Origin of the sequence: Solwaraspora sp. WMMD937, assembly GCF_029581175.1 — a bacterium.
Lineage (GTDB): Bacteria > Actinomycetota > Actinomycetes > Mycobacteriales > Micromonosporaceae > Micromonospora_E.
On sequence record NZ_CP120738.1, the window covers coordinates 1,399,093 to 1,414,399 of the forward strand.

The 15,307-nt window shown below is 71.7% G+C and carries 17 protein-coding genes and 1 pseudogene; 13 read left to right on the forward strand and 5 right to left on the reverse strand.

Annotated elements, in window-relative coordinates; genetic code table 11:
* Positions 1-26: 26 nt before the first annotated feature.
* From O7621_RS06195 to O7621_RS06205, 3 genes are all read left to right on the forward strand, one after another.
* On the forward strand, positions 27-1,487 hold the full coding sequence (locus tag O7621_RS06195; RefSeq protein WP_282233137.1) for a PAS domain-containing sensor histidine kinase: 1,461 nt from the start codon (positions 27-29) through the stop codon (positions 1,485-1,487).
* An 11-nt stretch (positions 1,488-1,498) separates the two neighbouring features.
* Positions 1,499-1,924, forward strand: a complete 426-nt coding sequence (locus tag O7621_RS06200; RefSeq protein ID WP_282233138.1) for an ATP-binding protein — start codon at positions 1,499-1,501, stop codon at positions 1,922-1,924.
* An 82-nt stretch (positions 1,925-2,006) separates the two neighbouring features.
* Positions 2,007-2,888 carry a DUF5926 family protein gene (locus O7621_RS06205; protein ID WP_282233139.1) on the forward strand — a complete coding sequence of 294 codons (882 nt, stop codon included), beginning with the start codon at positions 2,007-2,009 and terminating at the stop codon, positions 2,886-2,888.
* Between the two features lie 12 nt (positions 2,889-2,900).
* Here the strand turns inward: O7621_RS06205 and O7621_RS06210 are convergent, their stop codons facing one another.
* Positions 2,901-4,112, reverse strand: coding sequence for an arginine deiminase (locus tag O7621_RS06210; RefSeq protein WP_282233140.1), 1,212 nt, complete (start codon positions 4,110-4,112; stop codon positions 2,901-2,903).
* Between the two features lie 166 nt (positions 4,113-4,278).
* On the opposite strand from O7621_RS06210, the gene O7621_RS06215 reads away from it, so the two are divergent.
* The 5 genes from O7621_RS06215 to pheA all read left to right on the forward strand — a co-directional run bounded on the left by O7621_RS06215 (position 4,279) and on the right by pheA (position 7,697).
* Positions 4,279-5,031: a hypothetical protein gene (locus O7621_RS06215; protein ID WP_282233141.1), complete on the forward strand. Its 753-nt coding sequence runs from the start codon at positions 4,279-4,281 to the stop codon at positions 5,029-5,031.
* Between the two features lie 180 nt (positions 5,032-5,211).
* Positions 5,212-5,694, forward strand: coding sequence for a hypothetical protein (locus tag O7621_RS06220; protein ID WP_282233142.1), 483 nt, complete (start codon positions 5,212-5,214; stop codon positions 5,692-5,694).
* Between the two features lie 39 nt (positions 5,695-5,733).
* On the forward strand, positions 5,734-6,132 hold the full coding sequence (locus O7621_RS06225) for an ACT domain-containing protein (protein ID WP_278173055.1): 399 nt from the start codon (positions 5,734-5,736) through the stop codon (positions 6,130-6,132).
* Between the two features lie 4 nt (positions 6,133-6,136).
* Complete coding sequence (locus O7621_RS06230; RefSeq protein WP_282233143.1) at positions 6,137-6,730, forward strand: hypothetical protein; 594 nt, start codon at positions 6,137-6,139, stop codon at positions 6,728-6,730.
* Positions 6,731-6,740: 10 nt separating this feature from the next.
* A complete protein-coding gene (gene pheA, locus O7621_RS06235) occupies positions 6,741-7,697 on the forward strand; it encodes a prephenate dehydratase (RefSeq protein ID WP_282233144.1) in 957 nt (318 codons plus the stop codon).
* Positions 7,698-7,754: 57 nt separating this feature from the next.
* Here pheA and O7621_RS06240 read toward each other — a convergent pair whose 3' ends face one another.
* From O7621_RS06240 to O7621_RS06250, 3 genes are all read right to left on the reverse strand, one after another.
* A complete protein-coding gene (locus O7621_RS06240) occupies positions 7,755-8,447 on the reverse strand; it encodes an AIM24 family protein (RefSeq protein WP_278173061.1) in 693 nt (230 codons plus the stop codon).
* A gap of 83 nt (positions 8,448-8,530) precedes the next feature.
* Positions 8,531-8,884: a metallopeptidase family protein gene (locus O7621_RS06245; protein WP_278173063.1), complete on the reverse strand. Its 354-nt coding sequence runs from the start codon at positions 8,882-8,884 to the stop codon at positions 8,531-8,533.
* A gap of 176 nt (positions 8,885-9,060) precedes the next feature.
* Positions 9,061-9,492 (reverse strand): OsmC family protein, encoded by a 432-nt coding sequence (locus tag O7621_RS06250; RefSeq protein ID WP_123606752.1) that lies wholly within the window; start codon positions 9,490-9,492, stop codon positions 9,061-9,063.
* 74 nt (positions 9,493-9,566) lie between these two features.
* On the opposite strand from O7621_RS06250, the gene O7621_RS06255 reads away from it, so the two are divergent.
* The 5 genes and pseudogenes from O7621_RS06255 (at position 9,567) to O7621_RS06275 (ending at position 14,502) form a co-directional block, all read left to right on the forward strand.
* Positions 9,567-10,520: a hypothetical protein gene (locus O7621_RS06255; RefSeq protein ID WP_282233145.1), complete on the forward strand. Its 954-nt coding sequence runs from the start codon at positions 9,567-9,569 to the stop codon at positions 10,518-10,520.
* A gap of 55 nt (positions 10,521-10,575) precedes the next feature.
* A complete protein-coding gene (gene serS / locus O7621_RS06260; RefSeq protein WP_282233146.1) occupies positions 10,576-11,841 on the forward strand; it encodes a serine--tRNA ligase in 1,266 nt (421 codons plus the stop codon).
* Positions 11,842-12,155: 314 nt separating this feature from the next.
* The gene (locus O7621_RS06265; RefSeq protein ID WP_282233147.1) at positions 12,156-12,572 is read left to right on the forward strand and encodes a hypothetical protein; all 417 of its coding nucleotides are present in this window, start codon (positions 12,156-12,158) and stop codon (positions 12,570-12,572) included.
* 252 nt (positions 12,573-12,824) lie between these two features.
* Positions 12,825-13,640 (forward strand): annotated as a pseudogene (locus tag O7621_RS06270) (HAD family hydrolase); the annotation flags it as partial.
* Between the two features lie 4 nt (positions 13,641-13,644).
* Entirely contained in the window at positions 13,645-14,502 is an 858-nt protein-coding gene (locus O7621_RS06275; protein ID WP_282233148.1) for an HAD family hydrolase, read from the forward strand.
* On the opposite strand, the gene O7621_RS06280 is transcribed toward O7621_RS06275, so the two are convergent.
* Positions 14,457-15,122 carry a bacterial proteasome activator family protein gene (locus tag O7621_RS06280; RefSeq protein WP_282233149.1) on the reverse strand — a complete coding sequence of 222 codons (666 nt, stop codon included), beginning with the start codon at positions 15,120-15,122 and terminating at the stop codon, positions 14,457-14,459. The genes O7621_RS06275 and O7621_RS06280 overlap by 46 nt on opposite strands.
* Between the last annotated feature and the right edge of the window lie 185 nt (positions 15,123-15,307).

Below are 15,307 nucleotides of genomic sequence, written 5' to 3' on the forward strand. Positions count from 1 at the left end.
TCGCCGGCACCGGGCAGACTCGAAGCATGCCGGAACGCCCCGACTATCCGAGTCTGATCGCTGGACACACCGTCGTCCTCGACATGATCAACAGCGGTGAGTCGGGGCTGCCGATCCTGCACCACCTGCTGCGGCTCGCGCAGCGTGCACTCGGCGCCGCCGGGACCTCGTTCGCCGAGTACGGGCCACGCAGGGGACGGATCATCGCCGCCACCGGCGCCGCCGAATGGTCGGTCGGCCGACCCGTCGACCTCGCAGACCCCGCCACCGCCCGGCTGCTCACCGGACCGCGGACCGTCGAGTTCCCGGTGACGGCGCTCACCGCTGCCGTGGCCGACCAGATCGCCGGCCGAGGCCTGCACCGGATGCTGATCGCACGCGCCGAGATCGGCGGGGTGCTGATCGGCAGCCTGCACGCCTACTACCCGGATCCGGACCGCAGCGCCGGCCCTGACCATCACACGCTGATCGCCTACCTGGCGTCCTGCATCGCCCACCTGTACGGCGACCAGACCGGGCTGCCGGTGCACGGCGACGGGCCGGTGGTCGCCGCGCTCGCCGACGGACTGGCCATCGTCGACGACGAGTCCTGCGTACGGCTGTGGAACCCGGCGGCTGAGCGACTCACCGGCAGCACCGCACAGGACCGGCTGCACCGACCGATCCCGTTCCCGGTGCCACCCCCCGGACAGGTCGTGGACCATCAGCTGCCGGACGGCCGGTGGCTGCGGATCACCTCCGGGGAGCTACCGGGCTTCGTCGCCTCCCGGGTGGTCACCTTCCGGGACATCACCGACCAGCACCACCGCGACCACGACGTCGACCTGTTCATCGCGGTCACCAGCCACGAGCTGCGCACCCCGGTCACCGTGATCAAAGGGTACGCGGAGACTCTCAGCGACCACTGGGAGTCGTTGACCGACCGGGACCGACGGGAGGCCGCCCGGGTGCTGGGGCAGCGGGCCACCGAACTGGCCCGACTGGTCGACCGGCTACTCTCCGCCGCCAACGACTCGGGACCGGCAGTCGGCGCGCCGTCCGCCCCGTTCGATCTGGTCGAGACGCTACGGGCCGCGGTCGAGAATCTGCCCGCCGGACTGCGTCAGCGGCTCACCGTCGAGCTGCCAGACGACCTGCCGAAAGCGGTCGGAGACCGGGCGAGCCTGACCACCGTACTCACCGAACTTGCCACCAACGCCGACAAGTACTCGCCGTCGGGCAGCCCGATCGAGGTCACCGCCATCGCCGACGAACGCTCGGTGGCCTTGCGGATTAGTGATCGCGGCATCGGGGTACGTCCGGAACACGTGGAACGAGCGTTCGACCGGTTCTGGCAGGGCGAATCGGGCGACCAGCGCCGTTACCCCGGTGCCGGACTCGGCCTGTACCTGGTCCGACAGATCGTCGAGCGCCAGCACGGTTGGGTGTCCCTGCGGCCCCGTGACGGCGGGGGTACGGTCGCCGAGGTGCGGCTGCCCCGCAGCTGAGAGGAGGCGGCGTGACCTCGGCACTGGCGGGACGGGCATGGAGCGTGCTGGTACCGCACCATGCCAGCGGCGCCCGGTCCGCCCGTCACCAGCTCGCCCGGACGTTGGCCGACCGGATCCGCCCCGATCTCCTGTCCGACGTGATGACGGTCGTGGCCGAACTGGTCGGCAACGCCGTACGGCACGCCCGGCCGCTGCCGGACGGGATGATCCGGGTGACCTGGCAGCTGACCCCGCGCCGGCACAGCCGCACGGTCCTGCTGCGGGTGACCGACGGCGGGTCCGGGGACGTGCCGCAGGTCCGGACCGCCCCGTCGGACGCGCCCAACGGCCGCGGCCTGGGCATCGTCGCCGCCCTGGCTCGCCGGTGGGGGGTGGAACCCGTCGGCTCCGGCCGCTGCGTCTGGGCCGAGATCGGCGAGCCGGATCCGGGCTGAGCCGAGCCGGAACCGGGTCGCGCCCCACCTGGACCCGGGCGGATCCCTCGGCGGCGGGCCGGTTCCTCTAGGCTGTCTGGCCGTGGGCAAGCGCCGAAAGCAGGACCGGGCCGCCAGCGGCGGCAAGCGGGAGAAGATCCGCGACGTATTCGTGCCCCGGCCGTTCGCCGGGCTGGCCGACGAGCCGGACTGGGTCGCGCTGCGCGAACTCGTCCCGGCGGCCACCGCGCCGCTGACCCTCGAACCCGAGCTGGCCGGCAAGTACGCCGACCGGACGGTGACGCTGTCCACCGTACTGCCGATGGCGGCCCCGGCCGTAGTCCGAGCCGACGGCCAGATCATGATCGGGCTTCAGCGGCACGCCCAGTCCGGGGACGTCTCCCGCGACCTGGCGGCGGCGTTGCTGGCCGCGCTGGAGACCGAACCGGGCGGCACGGTGCCGGTGCCGCCGCTGCCCGGCCCCGGCCCTCGGCTGCAGGACGTGCTCGCCGACGGGGCGCTGACGGTCCAGGTGCACGACAGCTTCGCGTTCTGGGTGGAGCCCGAAGCGGCCGCCAACCCGGCGGTGCAGGCCTCCCTGGAGCGGGCCGACGCGTCCATCTATCCGACGACCCGGATGGCGGCGGCACCCGCCGCGTACTGGTGCCGGGTGGGGGAACGGGCGCACGTGCGCTGGGTGCTGCCCGGTGACGAGGACCGGACGCTGGACACGCTGGCCCGGCTGAGCGCCGCCGGTGACCTGCCGATGGGGCCGCAGACCCGGTTCGCCGGGATGTTCCGGGCCCACGGGCTGCTGGTGCCGGTGTGGGACCTGCCGTCCGGGCCGGAGGCCGCCGAGTGGGAGCAGCCGTTGGCCGAGTTCGCCGAGCGGCTCGCGGCGGCGGCCAGCGTCACCGATCCGCTCGACGCCGCCGCCCGCCGGTCCCGGCAGGGCCTGCTGGGCCGGCAGCTCACGCTGCGCTGACCCGGCAGCCGGTCAGTCGGGCCGGAGCGGATCGCGGACCAGCGGTGCCGACATGCACCGTGGGCCGCCCCGGCCGGACCCGAGCTCGGCGCCGGGGATCGTCACCACCTCGATCCCGGCCCGGCGCAGCTGTGTGTTGGTCGCCGTGTTCCGCTCGTACGCCACACACACCCCCGGGGCCAGCGCCAGAGTGTTGTTTCCGTCGTCCCACTGCTCCCGCTCCGCGGTGACCGGGTCCAGCCCGGTGCCGACCAGCCGGAGCCGGTCGATGTCCATCGCGTCGGCGGCGGCCCGCAGGAACGGCGCGGGTCCGGCGACCTGCAGGTCGCCCGAGGCGGTACGGATCACCGTGTACGCGGCGAGCTCCTCAGCCATCGGCGGGTACATCAGCACCGCGTCCACGTCGACCAGCGTGCAGATGGTGTCCAGGTGCATGGTCGCCCGCCGTTGGGTGATCGGCACCACCAGGACGGTGTGGGCCAGCCCGTCGCCGAGCACCCGCCGGGCCAGCCGCTCCACCCCGGCGGGTGTGGTCCGTTCGCCGACGCCGACGGCCAGTACGCCAGGGGCGAGCAGCAGCACGTCGCCGCCTTCGACGTGTTCCTGGTCCGGCCGGTGGATCAGCTCGGTCCCGGCGAACCGGGGGTGGTGCCGGTAGATCAGGTCGGTGAGCCGGCCCTCCCGGCGGCGGGCGCGCATCGCCAGGCTGGTCACCGCGACCCGGTCGCGGATCCAGACCGATGAATCGCGAGTGAACAGCAGATTGGGCAGCGGGTCGATGATGAAGTCGTGCTCGCGCAGCAGGGCATGCACCAGACCGGCCGGCCGGTCGTCGCGGCGGGGCAGTTCGCCACGTGCCAGGCCGGCGACGAGCACCCGGGCCAGCCCGGCCGGGTCGAGGTAGGCGAGCTGCTCGGCGACCCGGTCGCGCAGGGTCTCGCCCAACCGGCGGCCGGCCAGTACCGTCGCCACGGCCTCGGCGCGGGCCGGGGTGGCGGCGAGCGTCTCGGCGAGCAGTTGTTCCAGGTAGAGCACCTCGACGCCGCGCTCGCGCAACACTGCGGCGAACGCGTCGTGTTCGGCCTGGGCGCCGGCGACCCAGGGGATCGCGTCGAAGAGCAGGGCCCCGCTGTTGCGGGGGGTCAGCCGGGCCAGTTCGCTGCCCGGACGGTGCAGCATGACCACCCGGAGGTGGCCTACCTCACTGTCGACGTAGTGCGTCACACTCGCAGCCTATGGCAGTCGTTTGGCACCATCTGTTGAAAGAGTCGTGGGGTGAATAGGGCATTCATCCCTACTCACTCCGGCCTGGCGTCTTGCTTCAGTACCGGTGTCGCCACGTACGGTAGTTGGTAGTCCATCGTCCAGGGGACCTTTGCCGGAGGTCGTGATGACTGTCTTCCATGAGCGCCGCGTGCTGCCCGCCCAACGGGCGCTGCCCCACCGAGCGGACGAACGGGCCATGGAGGAGTCCCCACCTGGCACGCTGGAGGCGATCCGGCCGTCGCCGATGGAGTGGGCCCGACGCCGTCGGGCCGAGCGCGGCGCCAAGCGGATCGAGGCGGCCGGCGCCCGCGCGCTGAACCGCCTGGACCAGCTCGGCCCGTCCTGGCACGTGGTGAACTGGCCGCGTACCGACAGCCCGGATCGGGTGCTCGGGCTGGAGACCGCCGGCCGTGAGGAACGTGCCGGGTTCCTGGCCATCGGGCCCAGCGGGCTCTTCGCGGTCACCGTCGTCGACCACGGCCGCAGCCGGGTCCTGGTCGCCGGTGACGTGGTGCAGATCAACGGCAAGCGACCGACGTACGTCGCCGAGGCCCGCCGGGACGCCAAGCGGGCGAGCAAGGCGATGTCCGCCGCGGTCGGGCACACCATCCCGGTCGCCCCGGTGCTCACCTTCGTCGGTTCCGGGGTGATCAGCGTGTACGGGCTGCCCAAGGAGTGCATGGTCACCACCCATCGGGAGCTGGACCGGCTGCTCATCGCCGGGGGCACCCGGATCAGTTCGGCCACCGCCGAGAAGCTGTACCAGGTGGCCCGGCACCCGGAGACCTGGCTGAACGCTCCGTACCGCTCGGCGACCGACTACCGGTGGTACGGGGCCGGCCGTTCAGCCGCTGACAAGCCGACCAGCCGGCGGTAGCCTTCGGGACGAAGGCGCTGACGACCTCACTACGGCGTACGTCCCGCTGCCGACCAGCTTGTGACGACTGCACCCGTTCACCCCGGTCTGTCCGATCCGGAGCCTGCTCGGCATCAGTCGACGGACCCGGCAGAGACCGGATAGCGTTGCTGTTGTCCGGTTGAGTCAGGGGAGGCGCGGGTGGCGCACGTCGAGCTCTCGATCTCGGAACCGCTGGTCCCCCAGGCCCGCGAGCCGATCGAGCCGATGCGCGTGGACAACTTCCAGCTGTGGGTGGCCACCGCCGCTACCGCACTGGAGCCGTGTCTCGTCCTGCGCCAGGATCTGACCGTCGCCGCGATCTCCCGGTCCTGCTGCGACCTGCTGGGTCTCGGCGAACCCGGCCAGGTCGAAGGCCGGCCGCTGCTGGCCGGCCTGCGGCTGGTCGACTTCACCGCGCAACGCGGCGAGCTCGACGAGACCGAGATCGACAAGATCCCGCCGCTGCTCGCGCTCAGCTCCGGGCGGCTCGCCCGCGGCCTGCTGCGAGTCGACAGCGCCGCGGCCACCGCCCAGGGCGACGGCACGGTGGACGCGATCGCCACCCCGGTGTGGATCGGCAAGAAGGTGACCGGGTCGCTGACCTTCTTCGCACCGATCACCACCGCGTACTCGGCCGGATGACCGGCCCGCCGGTCGACGCCTCTGCCGTACGCTGCCCTCATGCTCGACCTGGACCTGCTGCCAGCGGAGTACGCCGTCTGCCGCCTACCGGCCGGGTCCTCGCTGCCAGCCGAATACCTGGCCGGCCCCACCGCCGGGGTCGTCTCGGTGACCTGGACCGAGGACGAGGTGTCGGTGATCTGCCGCACCGACCGGGTGCCGCCCGGTGCCAAAGTCGAGACGCCGTGGCGCTGCTTGCGGGTGGTCGGGCCGCTGGACCTCGCGCTGACCGGGGTCCTCGCGTCGCTCGCCGGTCCGCTGGCTGAAGCCCGGGTCAACATCGTGGCATTCTCGACCTTCGACACAGACTATCTGCTGGTGCCGACCGTCCGACTGTCCGAAGCTCTGGCTACGCTGACCGGCAGCGGCCACCGGGTCGCCGGCGCAGCCGTACCATGAGTTGGTGCTGTCCGCACGTCGACGGTCCTGGGTTGGCAGCCGGCACCCCAGCCGGCGCGCCGGCTGCGGACTGCTGCTGATCAGCGCGGCACTCGTCGGCGTATCGATGGTCGCCGGCTGCGGTCGGCCGCCCGGGATCGGCGCACCGACGGCGGACGCGGTGCCGGCACCGACCGGCACGCCGTCGCCGACCGTACCGTCCGGTACCTCCACACCGAAGCCGTCCAACCCGCCGTCGGCCACCCCGAGCAGCTCCCCGACGGCCGATGGCTTCCCGGTCGCCGTCGCCGTCGACTGCGCCGGGCGGCCATCCGCCGCCCAGGTGGTGGCGCTGCTGCGCCGCACCGACGGGCTGCTACCGGCCGGCGTCCAGGTCAGTGTGCCGGTGGCACCCCGCTGCGCCGGCAGTTGGCAGTACACCGTGGTGCAGATCCCGTCCAGGGAGCCGTTGCAGGTGGTCACCGAAGGGTCGCCGACCTCGTTCACGTTGGTCACCGCCGGTACGGACGTCTGCGTCATCCCGGTCCGGGTCGGCGCGCCGGCCGGGATCCGTACCCTCGCCTGCGAGTCGGTGCCGATCCCACCCAGCACTCCGTAAGCTGGCCGGCATGTCCGTCCCCGCGCCGACCCGATTCGCCTTCCTCGGCCCCGAGGGCACCTTCGCCGAGCAGGCTCTGCTGACCATTCCGGCGGCTCGACAGGGCGAGCGGGTCGCGGCGCGCAGCGTGCCGGAGGCGCTCGACGCGGTCCGGGCCGGCAGCGTCGACGCGGCCCTGGTGCCGCTGGAGAACTCGGTCGGCGGAGCGGTCGGCGTCACCTTCGACGAGTTGACCAACGGCCAGCCGCTCGTGATCACCCAGGAGGTGGTGCTGCCGGTCGACTTCGTGCTGGCCGCACCCGCCGGCACGACGCTGGAGCAGATCCGCACCGTCGCCGCCCACCCGCAGGCGTCCACCCAGTGCCGGTCCTGGCTGCGTCGGCAGGTGCCTAACGCCGCCGTGGTCGACGTACTGTCAAACGGCGCGGCGGCCGTCGGCGCGGCGGCCGGTGAGTACGACGCGGCGATCTGCGCGCCGATCGGTGCCAGCGGCCACCGACTGACCGTGCTGGCCGACAAGATCGCCGACCACGCCGACGCGGTGACCCGGTTCGTCCTGGTCCGGCGCCCCGGACCGCCGCCGGCCCCGACCGGCGACGACATCACCACCCTGGCGGTCTACATCGCCCACGACCGGGTCGGCGCCCTGCTCGCGGTGCTGATGGAGCTGGCCGTCCGGGAGGTCAATCTCACCCGGATCGAGTCCCGGCCGACCGGGGAGGCACTCGGCCGGTACGCCTTCTTCCTGGACTGCTCCGGGCACGTCGCCGACGACCGGCTCGGCGACGCGCTGCGCGGGCTCCGCCGGGTCTGCGCCGACGTACGGTTCCTCGGCTCCTACCCGCGACACGACTGGCCGCCGGCGGCCGGCGGCCGCACCACGGGTGGGCCGGCCGGCCGGCACGACGACGAGTATGCGCAGGCAGCCGCCTGGCTGGCCCGGATCCGCGCCGGCCAACTGGACTGAGCCGAGCGGACACCGCCAGCGGGGTCAGTCACCGGCGCGTCCCGCGCGTCGGCCGGGCTACTGGGGGATCTGGCCGGCGCCGCGCACCGGCGGCTCCTCGGACGGCTGCACGATCACGAAGCCCTGACCGGCGAAGCTCATCGTGAACGCCTCCCCGGTTCGCCGGCCCAGCAGCGTACCGATGCCCAGCTGCTCGGCCCGGTGGTAGCCGGTCTGCAGGCTGGCCGACCAGCAGACGGCGGCCTGCGGGTCGACGTAGGTCGGCTGGTCGACGGAGAGCACGACCGGAGTGCCCTTGGTGGTGATGGCGAGCCGGCCCTGCCCGGTGAAGACACAGTTGAACAGCCCTGCGGAGGAGGCGAAGCCCATCCCCTGAACCATCCGGATGTCGTACTGCAGCGTGGAGTCGAAGGCCAGCACGCTGGAGCCGTTGATGGACAGCGCGTCGCCCGGCTCCAGGTCGATCAGGTGCACGTCAGCGGCCTCGTTGGCGAGGAACACGTCACCCTGGCCGGTCAGCTTCATCAGCGGTACGCCTTCGCCGGTGAGCTTCTGCTTGATGAAGTTGCCGAGACCGCCGGAGCCGAGCGCCTGGAACTGCACGTGGCCCTGGTAGGCGACCATCGAACCGGTCCGGGCCATCGCTTCGCCGTTGAGCTCGATCTTCAGCAGCTTGGAGTTCTGCAGCCGCAACCCGGGCTGGGCGGACTCCTTCTCCAGGTGATCGGCGGAGAACAGGGCACTGCGCATGGGTTCCTCCTGGTCAGGTTGATCGACCGAAGGGTAGGTAACCCGCGCAACCGCACGTCATCGCCCGGCCGGACCATCCTGGGTCAACCCCAGCCCAGGTCGTGCAGCCGTTCGTCGTCGATGCCGAAATGATGGGCGATCTCGTGCACCACGGTGATCGCGATCTCGTCGACCACGTCGGCCTCGGTCGCGCAGATCCGCAGGATCGGGTGCCGGAAAATGAGAATCCGGTCCGGGAGTACGCCAGCGTAGTCCCAGCCCCGACTGGTGAGCGCGTGTCCCTCGTACAGACCGAGCAGCTCCGGCTCGCCCGGCGGGGTCTCGTCCTCGACCAGGATCACCACGTTGCTCATCAGCCGCAGCAGCTCCGCCGGGACCTCGTCCAGCGCCTCCCCGACCAGCTCCTCGAAGCGCTCGCGGCTCATGTCGACCGGCATCGGTCCATTCTGCCGCACCACCGGCTCCCCGAGGCGTTTCCGGGCCTGCAAGGGTATCGATCACCGGGCTTGCTCTGGTATCGATCCCGGGCTTGTCCAGGTATCGGCAAAACGCGAAATCGTCCGACGGTGCCGGACAAGCCCAGGATCGTCAGGGTGGAGTCGTGGGCGGGCGGTCAGACGGAGAGGCTGGCGTTCAGAGTGATCTCGGCACCCGGCGACAGCAGGCGGGAGATCGGGCAGTTCGCCTTCGCCGCCTCGGCCAGCTTCTGAAAGGTCTCCGGGTCGACGCCGGGCACCTCGCCCACCGTCTCCAGGTCGATCCGGGTGACGGTCATCCCGGCGTCCGTCTTGTCCAGGTGCACACTTGCGGTGGTCTGCACCGACGTCGGGGTGAACCCGGCGTCCGCCAGACCCTTCGAGAACGCCATCGAGAAGCAGCCAGCGTGGGCGGCGCCGATCAGCTCCTCGGGGTTGGTGCCCTCGCCCTCCTCGAAGCGGGACCGGAACGAGTAGTTCCCTTCGTACCCGCCCTTCCCGGTGCGGATAGTGCCAGAACCCTCGGTCAGATTGCCCTGCCAGCGGGCAGATGCGGTACGGATAGGCATGGGCATGACGCTAGCTCACCTCGATGCCCGACGCGACGATGCCCGTGCAAGGTCACCGAGGAGGCTAGGACCCGATGCCCGACGACGGCCGCCGCAGCGCGGAACCCGCCCTGCCCCGCCCGCCGGCCGACCAGCCGGCCGTGATCGAGCTCGGCGGCGACGCCACCCCGCCGGCCGACGGCCCAGGTCCTGGGTCCGGACCGAGCCCCGGCCCCGGCCCCGGCAGGTGGACCGCCATCGGTGAGCGGCTGTCCGGCGCGACCGCAGCCACCGCCTCGACCGTCGAGCGGGCCCGCGCCGCTGCCGGTACCCGGTTCGGCCCGGCTGGCCGCGGCAACCTGCCGAGCCTGCTGCTCGCCGCCGTCGGGGTGCTCGCCGCTGCCGGTTCGCTCGGCGGTGAGTGGCTGGCGTTCGAGATCCCCGGGGTCGACGTCGGAACCGGCAGTCCCTACGCCGCCGCTGTGCGGCTCGCCGACCTCGGCACTTTCGGCACCGGGTACCTGCTCGGCCTGCTGGCGTTGCTGGTCTGTGCGGCCCTGACGCTGTTCGGCTCCCACCGCAACCGCCCCGACACCCGGATCGCCGGGCTGACGATCGGCGCCGGGCTGGTCGCGCTGCTGGTCACGGTGATGCTGAACAGCGACGAGCTGATCAGGTCGTCGCTGCAGGTTCCCACCGAGATGGAGGTGCTGGTCAGCCGTGGTACTGCGGTGACCGCCGGCCTGGTCGGCGTCGGCGCGCTGCTGCTGGCGCTGTACCTGGCCGGGCGGACCACGGCCGGTCGTGGCGGCATCACTGGGAGTGGCGGTATCGCCATCGACGGCGGCGTCGACCCTGGTCGGGTGCCTGAGGAAAGCGGGCAGCCGACGACCGACGATCCGGCGCCCGCCCCGACCGACCTGCCGTGGAGTCGGCCACAGGACACCGCTGCGGAACCGGGCGGGGGTGCGCCCGCCGATCTGACGGTCGGGCCGACCGCCCCGTTCGTCCGGCCGGACAACCCGCCGCACCAGACGCCCCGCTGGTGAGCCGGCCGAAAACCTGCGCGCGGGTCGACGCGGTGGGCCGGTATCGTTGAATCCCGTGATCGATCTCCGACTGCTCCGTGACGACCCGGACCTCTTCCGTGCCAGCCAGCGTGCCCGCGGCGAGTCCGAGTCCCGGGTGGACGATCTGATTGCCGCCGACGAGACCCGCCGCGCGGCGGTGCAGGCCTTCGAGGCGCTGCGCGCCGAGCAGAAGCAGCTCGGCAAGCGACTGCCCCGGGCGGAACCGGCCGAGAAGGTTGAGCTGCTCGCCCGTACCAAGGAGTTGTCGGCCCAGGTGAAGGCGGCCGAAGCCGCCGCCACCGAGGCCGAGCAGACGCTGCGCCGGGCGCAGTTGGCCTTCCCCAACCTGATCGAGGCGGGTGCGCCGGCCGGCGGCGAGGACGACTACGTCGTCCTACGGGAGGTCGGCGAGCGCCCCGACATCGACAATCCCCGCGACCACCTGGCGCTCGGCGAGGCGCTCGGCGCGATCGACGTCGAGCGCGGCGCGAAGGTCTCCGGCAGCCGCTTCTACTACCTGACCGGCGTCGGCGCGCTCCTGCAGCTCGGTCTGCTGCAGCTGGCCATCGCCCAGGCCGTCGAGTACGGCCTCACCCCGACGATCACCCCGGTGCTGGTCAAGCCGGAGTCGATGGAAGGCACCGGCTTCCTCGGCGAGCACGCCAGCGAGATTTACCGGCTGGAAGCCGACGACCTGTACCTGGTCGGCACCAGCGAGGTGCCGCTGGCGGCGTACCACTCGAACGAGATCCTGACCCTCGACGGGCCGGTGCGCTACGCCGGCTGGTCGTCGTGCTTCCGGCGGGAAGCCGGGTCGTACGGCCGGGACGTGCGCGGCATCCTGCGGGTGCACCAGTTCGACAAGGTGGAGATGTTCTCCTTCTGCCCGCCGGAGCAGGCCCACGACGAGCATCTGCGGCTGCTCGCCTGGGAGGAGGAGATGCTGGCCAAGGTCGAGATCCCGTACCGGGTGATTGACGTCGCCGCCGGCGACCTCGGCACCAGCGCGGCCCGCAAGTACGACTGCGAGGCGTGGGTGCCGTCGCAGGGCCGCTACCGCGAGGTGACGTCGACGTCGAACTGCACCACCTTCCAGGCCCGCCGGCTGAACATCCGCTACCGCGACGCTGACGGCCGTACCCAGCCGGTGGCCACCCTCAACGGCACCCTGGCGACGACCCGGTGGCTGATCCCGATCCTGGAGAACCACCAGCAGCCGGACGGCTCGGTACGGGTACCGAAGGCGCTGCAGCCCTACCTCGGCGGCCGCGACGTCCTCGAACCCCAGGCCACCGCCTGACCGCTCCCGGCGCGGCGGCGCAACTGGGGGTACGGACGATGCGGGTGGACGTGCCGTTCCGGCAGTTGCCGGTCGACCAGTCCGACGTCAGGTACCTGCACGGCCCCGACTCGCTACGCCTACCTGGTGTCCCGGCCGGCCGGACCATCGAGTTCGACTGGACGGACAGCGCCGTCTACCCGGGTAGGTGCGCAAGTTCTGGGTGCACCTGCCGGCGCATTACGACCCATCCCGCCCTGCCGCCCTGCTGGTGTTCCAGGACGGCTGGTGGAACCTGGACCCGGCCGGCGATGTTGAACGAGATCATCCCGCAGGTGACAGAGCGTTTTTCGATCACCGATGACCCGGATCAGTGGGGGCTCTGCGGCATCAGCAGCGGCGGCAACTGCGCCTTCACTGTCGCCTGGCTGAGCCCGGACAGGTTCCGCCGGGTGCTCTGCTGCCTGTCCAGCTTCGTCCAGATGCCAACTGGCAACCTTTATCCGCAGCTCATCAGGGACACCCTAGGCAAGCCGTTGCGGATCTTCCTGCAGGCCGGACACCGGGACATCAACTGGAACGAATCGGATGACAACTGGTTCGCCAGCAACCTGCGTATTGCGGCCGCGCTGGCGGAAGCGGGGTACGACTTCCGGCTGGTGCTCGGCGACGGCGGGCACCACCCGAACCACCCTGGGGTACTGCTGCCGGATGCGCTGCGCTGGCTCTGGCGGCCGCCGGACCCCGGCTGAGTGACATCGAGTGGAGGGCTGGGGTACGTAATTCTTGCGGAACTACGTACCCCAGCCCTCCACTCGCCGGGTGATCAGCGGCACCCTTGCGTGTTCCGGTGGATCGTCGACGGTGACCGGGTGACCGGGTGGCCGGCGGATTTGGCGCCCGGTCAGTGTGCACGCGGTCTTTGCACGGAAGTCATGGTCAGGTCACGGTACGCGAGGTACGGTTGCTGACCCGTCGACCATGGGGGGATCAAGGAGGACAGCATGCCGCGCCCCGGTCTACCCAAGTTGATCGCGACCGACCTCGACGGCACTCTGGTCCGCAGCGACGAGACCGTCTCCGCGTACACCCATGAGGTGCTCGACCGTGCCCGCGACCTCGGCATCCCGGTCGTCGGGGCGACCGGCCGCGGACCCCGGCTGATCGAATTGACCCGCAACGACATCCGAGCCGCCGACTATCTGGTGATGGCCGGCGGCGGGCGGGTGGTCGACCAGAGCGACCCGACCGGCGTACGGGTGCTGCGCGACGAGCGGCTGCCCGCCGACGTGCTGGCCCAGCTGATCACCGAGTTGGAGGCGGCAGTGGGTCCGTTGATCGTGATGGTCGAAGCGTCCGACGAGCACGAGGCGCCGCTGTGGGGCGACTTCGACCCGCAGTGGCGCTACCCGGAGCGGTTCGAGGCCCGTACCCGGGAGCAGTGCCTGGCCACCGACGTGATCAAGGCGTTCGCCCGGACGCCGTCGCACGACGTGGACGCGCTGCTCGCCGCCGCGGTGCAGATCGTCCCACCGACGCTGGCGACGGTCACCCAGGCCGGGCTGGGCTTCATCGAGATCTGTCCGCCCGGCGTCGACAAGGCCAGCGGTCTGGCGGTCGTCGCCGAGTCGCTCGGCGTCGACCCGGCGGACGTGCTGGTCTTCGGCGACATGCCCAACGACCTGCCGATGTTCGCCTGGGCTGGGTGGTCGCGGGTGGCGGTGTCGAACGCCCACCCGACAGTACGCCGCGCCGCCGATGAGGTTACACTGCGTAATGATGATGACGGCGTAGCGATTTACCTCGACCGGCTACTGTCCGGAGATGGAAGTGCATCCACGTCTGGTCGCCACCGACCTCGACGGGACACTGCTGCGGCCCGATAAGTCGCTCAGTGCCCGGACCGCCGCCGCGCTCGACGAGTTCCAGCTGCGCGGCGGGCAGGTGGTGCTGGTCACCGGCCGGCCGGTGCGCTGGCTGCCGGCCGTCTACGAACAGCTACAGGCCCCGGTGCCGGCGGTCTGTGCCAACGGGGCCGTGGTCTACGAGCCGCGTACCGACACCGTGCTGCGCGCCGACCCGCTCGCCCCGGAGATCATGGCCGAGGTCGCCCGGCGACTGCGCGCCGAAGTCCCGGACGTGGTCTTCGCCGTCGAGGTGGATGATGGCCGGTTGATGCGGCACGGCACCGACTGGCCGGCGCACTGGAACAGCGATCACCCCACTGCCCGGCAGGTCACCGACTCGGCGGAGCTGCTCACCGCGCCGGCGGTGAAACTGCTGGCCCGCAGCAGCTTCACCGACGACCCGGAAGTGTTCGTCCGGATCGTCGCCGGAGCGCTCGCCGGGCTGGCCGAGGCCACCCACTCGTCGAAGTCCGGGTTGGTGGAGATATCGGCTGCCGGGGTCACCAAGGCGGCCGGGCTGGCCTGGCTCTGCGCCCGTTGGCAGATCGGTGCCGCCGACGTGGTCGCCTTCGGCGACATGCCGAACGACGTCCCGATGCTGACCTGGGCCGGGCAGGCGGTCGCGGTGGCGAACGCCCACCCGACGGTGCAGGACATCGCGGACGCGGTGACGGCGTCAAACGCCGACGACGGGGTGGCTGCCTACCTGGAGCAGTTGCTGGCGCAGAGTCAGAGGTACTGGCCGGTGCGGGTGCCGCCGCCCTCGCCCGGCTGACCGGCCTGGCCCGGCTGCCCCGGCATGCCGGGGATCATCCCACCAGGGCCGACCGGCAGTGCCGGCCGCCCGCCGGAACGCATCTGCTCCAGCTGCAGCCGCGCCGCCATCTGCTGGGCCATCAGCGCCGCCTGGATGCCGTGGAACAGCCCTTCCAGCCAGCCGACCAACTGGGCCTGGGCGACCCGCAGTTCACTCTCACTCGGGGTGGCGCCGTCCTCGAACGGCAGCGAGATCCGGGCCAGCTCCTCGCGCAGCTCCGGTGCCAGGCCGTCCTCCAGCTCGGTGATGGAACGCTGGTGAATCTCGCGCAGCCGCTGCCGGCTCGCCTCGTCGAGCGGGGCGGCGCGGACCTCCTCCAGCAACTGTTTGATCATGCTGCCGATCCGCATCACCTTGGCCGGCTGCTCGATCAACTGCGACGGGTCTTCCGGGTCGACCGGCTCGTCGCCGGCACCGGTGGCCCCGCTGGCGTCGCCGGGGGCACCGGTGCCGGCACCGCCGGCGTTCACCGTGCCGACCGGTCGCCCGTCCGGGCCGACCACCACCACCGCGCCGGGCCGGCCAGCCGCCGGGCCGGACTCGTTGGTCTCTTCCGGGGAGCCTGACGTCTCGGTCATAGGCTCCATCTTGACGCAGCACCAGGGCCGGCCGCTCGCCGGTCCCCCGATCACGCCGCCCGTCGGTCCCCGGTCACGCTGCCTGCCCGTCGGCGGCGTGAACCGGCAGATCACCTAGCATTGACTGGACGCAGTCGAGCGGGTAGAACGCCGAGTGGACCGTCGACCAGCTCGCCACCGTCGGC